Below are 11,358 nucleotides of genomic sequence, written 5' to 3'. Positions count from 1 at the left end.
ATTGACATTTTCCAGGCTTCCGTTAAAAAAACTCGCGTTCTTGATTCTTTATAGATATACTTCAGTTGCGGGAAGATTTGGTTTCATTACCAAGTTTTGGTATTTTTGAGCAAATACTTATTGCCATGGGAAAAAACACGTCAATTTCACTCGGAAGTTATTTTGAGGATTTTATAAAGGAGGAAGTCAGATCTGGCAGATATAGTTCAGTAAGTGAAGTAATACGTTCTGCTTTGCGATTATTAGAACATGAGGAGAAAAAAGAAAGAGAACTCATAAAAGCACTTGAAATTGGAGAGAAAAGTGGATTTGTTGAAAACTTTGACCCACAGCAACACTTAAAAGAGTTACATCGCCAACAAAATGCCTAAAAGTAAGTATCGCATAAGTCAGCAGGCGATTGATGATCTCGATAAAATCTGGACTTATACTTTTAAAAAAGTGGTCAAAAGGACAAGCGGATAGTTATTTCCAATTGGTAATAGAAGAAATAGAGTTCATTGCTGATAATTTTCTTGCTGGAAAATCAGCAGAACAGACACGAGAAAACTATCGTGTAACTAAAATAAAATCACACCTGATTTTTTACAGAAAAGTAGAAAATGACGTTGTGGAAATCGTTAGGATTTTGCACCAACGAATGGACATTAAAAAGCAACTGAAGTAAGAAAATAGAAATCTGCTGATGGTCGATAATTGGCATTTTCACGATCTCATTTAAAAACTGTATTTCTGAAGACTGAAGACACTTTTTCAGAATTCAGCTGAAGGAAATTCCAATAAAAAGTCACTGCTCAAAAATGGCAATTTTCAGCCTCCAATAGAGATCATGCTTCTGTTTTTGTTATGCTTTTCCGGGTCGTTTAGCTTCTCAAAATCATCCATTCCTGCACGAACCTTCTTTTTCTCACCCAGAGACTTCAGAATAAGTTCTTTTACGTCCCGTCCTTCTCTTAAAGCTGTAAGAAGATCTAATTCGTGATTTGAAAACAGGCAATTTTTGATCTTTCCGTTGGCGGTAAGCCGAATCCTGTTACACCCGGAACAAAAAGGATTGGTCACAGAACTAATAATTCCGAATTTGCCTTCAAAACCTTCAATTTGGTAGTTTCTTGAAGTGAAATGCTGCTCATCTTCCAATTTATGAAGGTATTTGTCACCAAAAAAGTCCGTTACCTCTTCCAAAATTTCCTTTTCGGTGACTAACTTGGATTTGTTCCAGCGATTACCGTCAAAAGGCATAAATTCAATAAAACGGACCGTAATTGGGGAATTCCTGGTGAGCATCACAAAATCCACAATTTCGTCCTTATTGAAATCCTGCATTAAAACAGCATTAATTTTTACATTAAAACCTTCGTTTATCAATAACTGGATGTTTTGGTAAGCCTTTTTAAACTGATCGCGACGCGTGATCATCTTAAATTTATCAGTTTCGAGCGTGTCAAGGCTCACATTAATATCTGTTAGTCCGTATTGATGAAAAGTTTCAATAAACCTATCTGCAAGTATGGCGTTTGTGGTGATGGAAAGCCGGACAGGAAGCGTAGCCAGTTTCTTTACAATATCGGCAAAATCTTTACGCACCAGAGGCTCTCCGCCGGTAAGCCTGATTTTGTCCACACCCTGTGAAACAAAGATTTTGGCCATCTTCAGGATTTCATCTGCATTCATCAGTTCCTTTTTTGGACTTAAAGGAATGCCGGCCGCTGGCATGCAATAGTCACATCTAAGATTGCATTTTTCTATCAGGGAAATCCGGAGATAATTGTGCTTCCGACCAAAAGAATCATTAAGCACATTGGTTGTTTTAATCATTTAGTATGGATTTTGCTTCCGCAGAATTTATATTTTAAGATGATTATTTCAGAGGGTCAAAAGAAAGAGTCCTTACTGCGCCCGGCCTGACATATTAAAATTTCAGCTTTATCAGGTTATCCAACAAACAGAGTTTTCTTCCGAAGAAAAAATTATGCAGAAAGAGGTTCAATGTCCAGATTTTGATAAATAAAATCATCCTCCACAAGGGCAGACAATTGACTGTTGCCCACTTCCACAACCTCTCCAATCACTATAATTGCAGGTGAAGAAAGATTTTGTTCGGCGACCTTTTTTTCAATAGTTGAAATTTTTCCTATGGCGCGACGTTCATTTTCTTTTGTCCCATTCTGAATAATTGCAACAGGAATTTCAGCTTTTCCGTGCTTTTTAAAGATGGAAACAATTTCTGAAAGTTTGCTCATCCCCATCAGGATCACAACAGTGGCTTTGGATTGTGCTGAAAGTTCTACGTCTTCAGACAAATTGTGATTTGTAGTAGTTCCCGTTAAAACCCAAAAACTCTGAGCAACTTTCCTGTGCGTAACCGGAATTCCGTTGCTCGCAGGAACCGAAAGCGCCGAAGATATCCCCGGAACAACTTCAGAAGGTATTCCTGCTTCAGAAAGATGGTTCATTTCCTCACGGCCACGTCCAAATACAAACGGATCTCCGCCTTTTAGCCGCACTACATGTCCGTATCTCAAGGCATAAGCGACCAGTAAATCGTTGATCTGGTCCTGCATATAAGAGTGGCAACCTTTTCTTTTTCCGACGAAAAGTTTAACGGCATTTGGTGCGTACTTTAAAATTTCTTCGTTTACCAAAGCATCGTAAAGTACAGCGTCGGCATTTTGCAGTGCCTTAACCGCTTTTAGAGTTAACAAATCGGGATCGCCGGGTCCGGCGCCAACTAAAGTAACTTTGGGGTTGATATCTTTTAAGGTTTCCATGGTTTCAACTGATTATTTATAACGCCCGGAGCTTCATTCTTCTTTCCGCCGGGGTTATTTTCGTTTTACAAATATACAATGAAAATACGTAGTATAGAAATAAAAATACGTATTTATACGTAAATTTAAAATTTCATTCTTATTTTTGAAGTCAACCAATACTTCTCATTATGAAAAACCACTACTACACTTTTTTGATCTTTTTCATTTTTACAGCTTCGGCTTTTTCACAGACTTTTACGTTGGATGCAGACATCAGGCCAAGATTTGAATACCGCCATGGATTTGGAAATCTTTTTCCCGATAATACAGATCCTGCTGCTTTTGTTACGCAGCGTTCCCGGTTGAACTTTGGATATGCAGCAGACAGGCTGCAGGTTATGGTGAGTGTTCAGGATGTGAGTACCTGGGGCGATACGCGGCAGATTTTGATTAACGATGGCAACGATTCTTTTTCCCTGTTCCAGGCTTGGGCAAGGATGCAGCTGAGTGATAACTGGGCTGCGAAAGTCGGCCGGCAGGTAATTTCTTATGATGACCAGCGGATTTTTGGCGGACTTGACTGGGCAATGCAGGGACGATTTCACGATGCGGCACTTCTTCAGTATAATAAAGGAAGCTTCGCTATGGATATGGGATTTGCTTATGGGCAGGAAGAACAGCGGCTGTTTGGCTCGCCTTATATGATTTCCGGCTTTTTTACTTATAAAACAATGCAGTATGCCCATCTGAAAAAAACGTGGACCAATAGTGCGGTGAGCCTTTTATTTCTGAATAATGGCTTCCAGAAATTTACCGGCCCAGACGGCAATGTTGCAGATGGCGTTTATAACAGGCAAACTGCCGGATCCTACTTCCAATTTCCGCTGTCTTCGCTAAAATTCTCAGGAAGTGCGTATTATCAGTTTGGGCAGGCGACTCCGTCTCAGGACCTGAGCGCTTACCAGGTTTCACTGGAAGGAATTTACAAACCCGGAAGCACGCTTTTTGGACTGGGAGCCGAATTTCTTAGCGGTACAGACCAGGGAAGTACAGGAGATAATAATTCATTTTTTCCGTTGTATGGGACCAACCATAAATTCAACGGATTTATGGATTACTTCTACGTAGGTAACCACGCCAATAATGTCGGGTTAAACGACTTTTATGCAAAAACTGTTTTTAAGACAGGAGCAACGTCTTCTTTACTTCTAAAAGCGCACTATTTTAGCTCGAATGCTGATTTAGCAGGAGATGCAGACAACTACCTGGGAACTGAAATTGATGTGGTTTTTACCCGACCCGTGGTAAAAAACGTGGTTCTTAATCTCGGATATTCCCATATGTTCGCTTCAGAAAGTATGAGCCTGATAAAGGGAGGAACCACTAATGAAAACACCAATAACTGGGGATGGGCACAGTTAATCATTAATCCGCGTATTTTTCAGTTTCAGTTTAATGCCGAAGATTAGGGTGGAGATAGTTTGTGGTTGAAATTGCAGGTATGACTTAAGTAAAAAGATTTGCGTGGATAGCTTATTTAATGCATTTACTTTAGATTAGTAGAATATGCGGGATACTGCATTTATTTGTATGTTGCCCTTAAATGCGGAAAAAAGTTATCATTTTGGTAACTTTATTGTATATTAGCGACAAACTATTTAACGTGAAAATATTTTCGAGGGATACAATAAGGGATTTTTGGGAAAAGCACGGCGATTGCGAACTTCAGCTAAAAACCTGGTATCGTGAAACCGAAAAATCCAATTGGTCATCTATTAACGAACTTAAGAATGAATATCCAAGCGCAAGTATTTTAAAAGATAACCGGATTGTTTTCAACATCAAAGGAAATGATTACCGGCTGATTGTCAAATTTAATTTTGAATATCAACTTGCCTGGATAAGGTTTATTGGGACGCACCCTGAATATGATAAGATTAACGCAAACGAAATTTAAGATGAAAATAAAACCAATTAGAAACGAAGCGGATTACCGAAAAGCACTTGAGCGTTTGGAAGTTATTTTTGATGCAAAAAGAGGAACTGATGAAGGCGACGAACTGGAAATTTTAGCAATCGTTATTGACAATTATGAAAATGAGAATTTCCCGATTGGAATGCCCGACCCAATTTCGGCAATCAATTTTAGAATGGAGCAAATGGGCTTAAAGCAAAAAGATTTGGTCGAGATGATTGGCTTTAAAAGCCGTGTCAGCGAAATAATGAACAAAAAGCGCAAACTGACTTTGGAAATGATTAGAAAACTGAACGCCAAATTGCATATCCCAACCGAGGTTTTGATCCAGGATTATTGAGCAACATTACGGAACGCACAAAGGGCAACCAAAGAACTGAGATAAAAAATAATGCTTCAACCGGTTTTAAATCGGAAAATCACGCCCGCCCGCGCACAGTTTTTATATAAAAGGTTGGCGGTCATTAAAAAACAAAATGAGAATATAAATCAAAATTGATGGAGTTATGAAAAAAACATTTAAACCGAACGGATACAATTCTGTCTCACCGTATTTCGTTGTGGACGGAGCACAAAAGCTGATTGACCTGTTAGTCAAAATCTTTGATGCGGAGAAATTGAGGGAATATGATATGCCAGACGGAACAATAATGCACGCTGAAATTAAAATTGACGATTCTGTGCTAATGTTTGGAAATTCATCGGACAAGTTTCCACCGAATAAATTATTGACTCATATCTATGTTCCGAATGTTGATAATGTATTCCAAAAGGCGATTGATTTGGGCTGTGAACCTCTTGAAAAACCAAAGGAAAGGGAAGGCGACCCAGACCGAAGAGGAAGTTTTAGGGACTTTGCAGGAAACGTGTGGTCGATTGGAACTCAATTAGCCGAATAAAAATAACGAACCGCCAACAATGGTATAACAAATAGGCGAAATAGTAATAAATTCAAGGCTTTTGGCTCGTGTCAAACTTTCTGCTTAACCGCATGTTTCCTGCTTCGAAATCGCTACTTTTCATATACTAACTGTTGCAGCAATTTATAAGAAAAAAAGAAAACGGATTTTCTTAAAAAATGTTTAAGCCGACAAACCCCAGTACCTGCTCTGACCTCTTGGAAACCTCAATCGTTAAACCACTTTTTATACGAAACTAAAAGAACCGGGATTTAATTTTTATTATTTTTGAGCTCATCAGTCGTGCTTTCTAAAACATGAAAAAAAGATATTGGATTCTTCTCATAATAATGATTGGCCTCATTATTACTTACTTCACCGGGCCTAAGATTCCGACACCTGTATATTCTGAAGAACTTCCTGAGCTTCCGGATGATTTAAGAACACTCGACAGCCTGATAATTGCCACAGAAGCCAAAAAGCCTGTTCGGGAAGACAACCAGGCGAGAATATTATGGGCAAATGGAAGTCCGGATGTAAACGAATATAGTATCGTTTATCTGCACGGATTCGCCGGAAGTTACCGGGATGGTTATCCCGTAAATGTTCAGGTGGCTGATACTTTGGGAGCAAACATCTATTTATCCCGCTGGGCCGGCCACGGATTAAAACCTGAAGAGGCTTTAGAAACATTTTCTCCGGAAGCTGCCTGGGCATCGGCTAAAGAGGCTCTGGTAATAGGTCAAAAAATTGGAAAAAAGATAATCATCATTAGTACTTCTACGGGAGGGACATTAGCCTTAAAACTGGCCGCCACATATCCAAATTCTGTTCATGCTCTCATTAATATTTCCCCGAATATTGAGGATGATGTTAATGGAACTTTGTTGCTAAGCACACGCTGGGGTTACGAACTGGCAAACCTGGTATCTTTTGGGGAACACAGGGAAATTGAGCTGGAATCTAAGGCAGCTACACAATATTTTGATACAATATATCCTTCAAAAGCCCTGGTGGATTTACAGGTTTTGCTGGAAACCACCATGAAAAAGGAAACTTTTAAAAACGTGCACTGCCCGGTGTTGACACTTTACTACTATGAAAACTTCCTCGAGGAAGATGAACATGTGGAAGTCGAAGTTTTTCCTGCTGTTCACAGCATGATTTCTACTCCAGAGGATCAGAAAGAACTCGTTCAACTGGAAACTCCAAAGACGCATTTCATGGGAAGCAATTTGAAATCAAGAAACACAGATGCTGTCCTGAAAGCAATAGTAAATTTTCTACAGGAAACACTGGATGTATTTTTACAACCTGAACCTGAAGTTTGGGAGGATTAGCATTAGATTGAGAATAGGTGTTTAGAAAGTTCAGAAATTCAAATTTAGAAAACAGGGTTTTTCCCACCTGTAGCAATTGAGGTAAGATTTCGTAAACTTAATTTTGAGCTGAGTATCATTTAAGAATAGACTATGAGAATATTGTTAGTTTTAATTTCAGTTATATTATTCAGTTCATGTTATTCACAAGACACTATTAAAAAAACGAACCCCGTCTTATTTGGTGAAATCATTTTAGGCTATGGTGGAAGTTTTGGCGAATTTGGTGGTTTTGCGTATGGTGGGAGTGGGAATATTCAGTATGAAAAACATTTCTTTACTATAAGACATATTGAAAATCCACAATTTCAGTATGGAGCTGTTGCCATTGGGTTAATTGGTATTCCAATAGTCAAATCAAAATTTAAGAATACTGAACTTGCACTGCTGTATGGTAGGCGCTACGTTAAAAACGGTCGATCATTAAGCTTTTCAGGCGGAATATCTAAAAATGAATTCGAGGCAAAATTCAGGGATGAAAATGATCAGTCACTTAAAGTAGTAGCTGATCATTATGGGTTTGCATATGAGCTGAATGTCAAGTGGTTTAAAGCGAAAAAAAAACCATACCGCATATATGCCATTATACCCGTAACAAAGCCTACAAGTTTCGGAAGAAGTTTCGGATTTAAATTAACAGGAAATATTTCAGAACACAGTTACTTGGGAGTTGCCATGACCTATGGCTTTGGATGGCATAAAGAATATTGATTCATTTATTTTTAAAAAGCATTCATTATAAAAATTTCTCATTCGGTTTGATGGAAATCCAAAGCTTTTTAAGCCGAAAATTGCTATTTTCGGGCGTTCATTAAACTGCGGAAACTAATAACACTTGTAACTTCTTTTCCGCAGCCTCTTTATGATTGTTGTTTTTGGCATGTATTTAAAAATAAATGAGCGAGAGTTAAGCAGGATGAGATATTTTTTTGTGAGATGGACAGGTATTTGTATAAACCTGATTTTTGGATATGTGCGATAGTTTCCTATGGGTGAAAGTTTTTTTACAACCTCTAAAAAGAGGATTGAGACTATAGATGTATTAAGAGGATTTGCATTGGCAGGCATCTTGTACGCCCATATGATCATCTGGTATACCGGTGCTGCATTGCCGGCAGAGGTTTATTCAAAATACGATAGTACACCAGATGGAATAGCTATGGGGATCTTTGGTGCCCTGGTATTCGGAAAATTTTTCTCCGTTTTTTCCTTCTTGTTTGGGCTGAGTTTTTACCTGCATTTTCGCAAAAATAACTCAAATATCCGTTTTTTTACGATTTACAGCTGGCGCTTATTTCTGCTGTTTTTTATTGGGGTTGTTCATCATATCTTGTGGCGCGGTGATATTCTGGCGATCTATGCAGTACTGGGAATGGTACTATTATTTTTTCGAAATCTTTCGCCTAAGCTGCTTCTAATTTTTTCTTTGCTGCTCATTATTAACCTTCCCACACATATTTTTGACGCTTTTAATACAGAAAATCCAGATGCTGAAGTCAGTTTACCTATGGAAGAGGAGGCAGGGAGATATTATGCTCTCGTTCAAAATGAAGATTTTTTCTCTGTTCTTAAAAGCAATTGGAATTCCTGGCCTGCAAAAATTAAGTATCAGCTGGAAAGCGGAAGGCTTCTAATGACCTTTGGATATTTTATGTTAGGTTTTTATGCCGGCTGTACAAGACTGTTTTCTGCTATAGAACAGAACGTTTCGAAATTTATGACTTGGAATAAATCTTCGGAAAAAGCTGTTCTTTTCCTGCTGTTTACGGGATTGCTGATGTATATTTTTAACCTGGTCACTATTCCGGGCATTACGGTTGTACCGGAATTAAAATGGCTGGCAAGTTTTCTGTTTAGTATCTATAATGCCTGTCTCACGATATTTTATATCACAGGAATTACGCTCCTATTGAGGAGCAACTATTTTTATGGGCTACTAAAACCCTTAGGAGCAATGGGCAGGATGGCTTTAACAAATTATTTGATGCAAACAGTGTTTGGTTTGCTACTTTTTTATCAGTTTGGATTAGGATTGTTCGATACTACATCGCCCGCCATAAATGTGGTTTTCGCAGTGTTTATCTTTTTTTTACAGCTGAAATTCAGTGAATATTGGTTAAAATATTTTAAGCAGGGCCCGGTGGAGTGGTTGTGGAAAGGACTTACTTATTTCAGGTTTTCTTCTATAAGAAAAAAGCATTCCGGCAGTTGAGGATCTTCAGAATGAAAAATATTTAAGCTGAAAACCTTCAGCAGTAAAATCCTTACTTATATTGCGAAAATTGTTATTTTGGAGCACCGGCTATAGTACAATCTGAATAAGAGTTACTTATATTGAATTTTCACAACACCTCATATACTTACAATGGCTAATTTTTTCCGTTCAGAAAAAAAGATTGTTTAGCTTAAAGATTCTCCGGTAAAATAATCTAAGAAAAACAAACGCAATAGTTGAGACTGGAATAGTAAAAAGGAGTCTTGCTGAATCCAGGAAATTGGTAAGGAAGTAAGAGATAAAAAGTAAGTTTTGCCTTTCAATTTTTTATTTTTTAACATATATTAGCCGCATTGGCTGAAAAGAATATGGAACTCAGCAACCGAAGGACTACCCGAAATTTAATTTCTATGGAAGTTGTTGCAGGCTTAGCTTCTAATTTATAGGAGAAGAGATTTTTCCATATAAGGTTGCCAGGTAACCAGAATATACTTCTCTTTACCATTTTCAAGACGGGATAAGAAGCCATATTCATAAACGAAAAGATAAACATCGCCGCTGCTGTTTTTCCAGTAATGAGAAAAGAAATTTGGATTGAAGCCCTGGCTCAATAATACCTGAGATATGACAGTAGCTTTACCTGCTTTATTAAATTTTTTGAGGATCTTACGGTTAAGCTTTAACTGCCGGTCTACTTTTAAATAAAAGCTTCCCGTATCATCGCGCGATTTGTTGTAATGAAACGCACTTTTACAATAGGCATCACAAAATTTTTTGTCACTCCTTCCTTCGAGCTCTTTATTGCAGGACAGGCAAAATTGATAAGGCTTCATGATTTTTAGATGTATAGACGTTTTATTAGACGTATAATATACGTCTAATCTACAGATATGGAACACGGGGTTATTACTTTTATAAGTATTAATGAAGACCTGGATCCATGGATAAGAAATTTATCACCCTTAAACATTTGCTTATCGATAGGCAGAAGTGCATTGGATTACAGTTTTATGCAGACAAAGTTATAGAAGCGTTGGCGGGAAACCTGCCGGGTGTGCAGTGGAGCGAAGACTTTAGGATGGTTTACGTTAAAAACACCACTGGCAACCTGGATCTTATCTACAAACAATTTAAAGGTGTAGCCTGGGTTAATTCCAACTACTTTTTTCCAAAGAGTGATTTTGGAAGAGAAAACGATTCTTTTGATGTAGAATGGTTTAGGAAAAGGGAGATATCTGAAGGTTTAAAAGCCTGTCCCGAAAATTATCTCGCTAAACTGGAACTTAAACGTTATGCGAACAATACAGTAAGAACCTATGTATCCTGTTTTGAAGCTTTTATGAATTATTTTGGAGAGCGGGAGCTGTCTGATCTTGATGAAAATGATGTGAGACTTTATTTGCAGAAGCTCATAGCAGACAATAAATCCCATTCCTATATTAATCAGGCCATTAACGCTATAAAGTTTTATTACGAAGTGGTCATGGGAATGCCTAATAGGTTTTATGCCATAGAAAGGCCCAGGAGAGAAGAAAAGTTGCCTGAAGTACTGGTCAAAGAAGATGTGCTTTCTATTATAAATAAGACCCGGAATATCAAACACCGTTGTATTGTAAGTTTACTATACTCTGCCGGCCTTAGGAGGAATGAAGTATTGTGTCTTAAATTGAATGATATTGATGGCAAAAGAATGCTTATTAAAGTGAGATCTGGAAAAGGCAATAGGGACAGATATACTATTCTTTCTGAAAAACTTCTTAAAGATCTAAGAACTTACTATTTAGAATGGAGGCCAAAGAATTTTCTATTTGAAAGCCCTACCGGAGACCATTATTCGGCTGAGAGTATAGCAAAAATTGTAAGGGAAGCAGCCAGGAGGGCGGGAATAAGAAAACGGGTAACACCGCATATGTTACGACACTCCTTCGCCACGCATTTGCTGGAGAGTGGCACAGATTTAAGGTATATCCAGGTGCTTTTGGGACATAAAAGCACAAAGACAACAGAAATCTATACCCATGTGGCCACAAATATTTTTTTTACAATAAAAAACCCTTTAGATTAGTAAAGACAAAGTAGATATAAAGGTACCAGTGCATTTTACTACAAGAATAAAATGCACTAGTGCATTTATTGA

General features: G+C 38.0%; 13 protein-coding genes. 10 read left to right on the top strand and 3 right to left on the bottom strand.

Translation table 11 applies throughout. The features are described from left to right. Window positions 1–125 precede the first annotated feature (125 nt). Both RM545_RS12625 and RM545_RS12620 read left to right on the top strand, forming a co-directional pair. Complete coding sequence (locus tag RM545_RS12625) at window positions 126–371, top strand: type II toxin-antitoxin system ParD family antitoxin (RefSeq protein WP_311495699.1); 246 nt, start codon at window positions 126–128, stop codon at window positions 369–371. A 32-nt stretch (window positions 372–403) separates the two neighbouring features. Beyond that, window positions 404–667 carry a type II toxin-antitoxin system RelE/ParE family toxin gene (locus RM545_RS12620; RefSeq protein ID WP_311495641.1) on the top strand — a complete coding sequence of 88 codons (264 nt, stop codon included), beginning with the start codon at window positions 404–406 and terminating at the stop codon, window positions 665–667. A gap of 143 nt (window positions 668–810) precedes the next feature. On the opposite strand, the gene moaA is transcribed toward RM545_RS12620, so the two are convergent. Together moaA and cobA are read right to left on the bottom strand one after the other, a co-directional pair. After that, window positions 811–1,818, bottom strand: a complete 1,008-nt coding sequence (gene moaA / locus RM545_RS12615; RefSeq protein WP_311495640.1) for a GTP 3',8-cyclase MoaA — start codon at window positions 1,816–1,818, stop codon at window positions 811–813. 152 nt (window positions 1,819–1,970) lie between these two features. Next, window positions 1,971–2,771, bottom strand: coding sequence for a uroporphyrinogen-III C-methyltransferase (gene cobA / locus RM545_RS12610; RefSeq protein ID WP_311495639.1), 801 nt, complete (start codon window positions 2,769–2,771; stop codon window positions 1,971–1,973). 170 nt (window positions 2,772–2,941) lie between these two features. On the opposite strand from cobA, the gene RM545_RS12605 reads away from it, so the two are divergent. The 7 genes from RM545_RS12605 (at window position 2,942) to RM545_RS12575 (ending at window position 9,218) form a co-directional block, all read left to right on the top strand. Further along, a complete protein-coding gene (locus RM545_RS12605) occupies window positions 2,942–4,222 on the top strand; it encodes an alginate export family protein (protein ID WP_311495638.1) in 1,281 nt (426 codons plus the stop codon). Between the two features lie 194 nt (window positions 4,223–4,416). Continuing rightward, entirely contained in the window at window positions 4,417–4,710 is a 294-nt protein-coding gene (locus tag RM545_RS12600) for a type II toxin-antitoxin system HigB family toxin (RefSeq protein ID WP_311495698.1), read from the top strand. Window position 4,711: 1 nt separating this feature from the next. Next, window positions 4,712–5,068, top strand: a complete 357-nt coding sequence (locus tag RM545_RS12595) for a helix-turn-helix domain-containing protein (RefSeq protein ID WP_311495637.1) — start codon at window positions 4,712–4,714, stop codon at window positions 5,066–5,068. 166 nt (window positions 5,069–5,234) lie between these two features. Next, window positions 5,235–5,627 carry a VOC family protein gene (locus tag RM545_RS12590; protein ID WP_311495636.1) on the top strand — a complete coding sequence of 131 codons (393 nt, stop codon included), beginning with the start codon at window positions 5,235–5,237 and terminating at the stop codon, window positions 5,625–5,627. Window positions 5,628–5,944: 317 nt separating this feature from the next. After that, window positions 5,945–6,967 carry an alpha/beta hydrolase gene (locus RM545_RS12585; RefSeq protein WP_311495635.1) on the top strand — a complete coding sequence of 341 codons (1,023 nt, stop codon included), beginning with the start codon at window positions 5,945–5,947 and terminating at the stop codon, window positions 6,965–6,967. A 132-nt stretch (window positions 6,968–7,099) separates the two neighbouring features. Continuing rightward, window positions 7,100–7,717: a hypothetical protein gene (locus RM545_RS12580; protein WP_311495634.1), complete on the top strand. Its 618-nt coding sequence runs from the start codon at window positions 7,100–7,102 to the stop codon at window positions 7,715–7,717. Between the two features lie 277 nt (window positions 7,718–7,994). After that, complete coding sequence (locus RM545_RS12575) at window positions 7,995–9,218, top strand: DUF418 domain-containing protein (RefSeq protein WP_311495633.1); 1,224 nt, start codon at window positions 7,995–7,997, stop codon at window positions 9,216–9,218. Between the two features lie 443 nt (window positions 9,219–9,661). Here RM545_RS12575 and RM545_RS12570 read toward each other — a convergent pair whose 3' ends face one another. Further along, window positions 9,662–10,054 carry a hypothetical protein gene (locus tag RM545_RS12570; RefSeq protein WP_311495632.1) on the bottom strand — a complete coding sequence of 131 codons (393 nt, stop codon included), beginning with the start codon at window positions 10,052–10,054 and terminating at the stop codon, window positions 9,662–9,664. A 107-nt stretch (window positions 10,055–10,161) separates the two neighbouring features. On the opposite strand from RM545_RS12570, the gene xerA reads away from it, so the two are divergent. After that, complete coding sequence (gene xerA, locus RM545_RS12565) at window positions 10,162–11,286, top strand: site-specific tyrosine recombinase/integron integrase (protein ID WP_311495631.1); 1,125 nt, start codon at window positions 10,162–10,164, stop codon at window positions 11,284–11,286. Window positions 11,287–11,358: the final 72 nt, after the last annotated feature.

It is taken from the genome of Autumnicola lenta, assembly GCF_031846515.1.
Taxonomy (GTDB): Bacteria; Bacteroidota; Bacteroidia; order Flavobacteriales; family Flavobacteriaceae; genus Autumnicola; species Autumnicola lenta.
The sequence above is the reverse complement of the archived record's forward strand: the minus strand, read 5'-3'. Positions and strand labels throughout refer to the sequence as shown.

What these genes read in the sequence shown, in the direction of transcription:
- RM545_RS12590 (WP_311495636.1), top strand. Translation starts at nt 5,235, where the DNA reads ATGAAAAAAACATTTAAACCGAACGGATACAATTCTGTCTCACCGTAT.
- RM545_RS12605 (WP_311495638.1), top strand. Translation starts at nt 2,942, where the DNA reads ATGAAAAACCACTACTACACTTTTTTGATCTTTTTCATTTTTACAGCT.
- RM545_RS12595 (WP_311495637.1), top strand. Translation starts at nt 4,712, where the DNA reads ATGAAAATAAAACCAATTAGAAACGAAGCGGATTACCGAAAAGCACTT.
- moaA (WP_311495640.1), bottom strand. Translation starts at nt 1,818, where the DNA reads ATGATTAAAACAACCAATGTGCTTAATGATTCTTTTGGTCGGAAGCAC.
- cobA (WP_311495639.1), bottom strand. Translation starts at nt 2,771, where the DNA reads ATGGAAACCTTAAAAGATATCAACCCCAAAGTTACTTTAGTTGGCGCC.
- RM545_RS12575 (WP_311495633.1), top strand. Translation starts at nt 7,995, where the DNA reads ATGGGTGAAAGTTTTTTTACAACCTCTAAAAAGAGGATTGAGACTATA.
- RM545_RS12580 (WP_311495634.1), top strand. Translation starts at nt 7,100, where the DNA reads ATGAGAATATTGTTAGTTTTAATTTCAGTTATATTATTCAGTTCATGT.
- RM545_RS12585 (WP_311495635.1), top strand. Translation starts at nt 5,945, where the DNA reads ATGAAAAAAAGATATTGGATTCTTCTCATAATAATGATTGGCCTCATT.
- RM545_RS12625 (WP_311495699.1), top strand. Translation starts at nt 126, where the DNA reads ATGGGAAAAAACACGTCAATTTCACTCGGAAGTTATTTTGAGGATTTT.
- RM545_RS12570 (WP_311495632.1), bottom strand. Translation starts at nt 10,054, where the DNA reads ATGAAGCCTTATCAATTTTGCCTGTCCTGCAATAAAGAGCTCGAAGGA.
- RM545_RS12620 (WP_311495641.1), top strand. Translation starts at nt 404, where the DNA reads ATGATCTCGATAAAATCTGGACTTATACTTTTAAAAAAGTGGTCAAAA.
- xerA (WP_311495631.1), top strand. Translation starts at nt 10,162, where the DNA reads ATGGATAAGAAATTTATCACCCTTAAACATTTGCTTATCGATAGGCAG.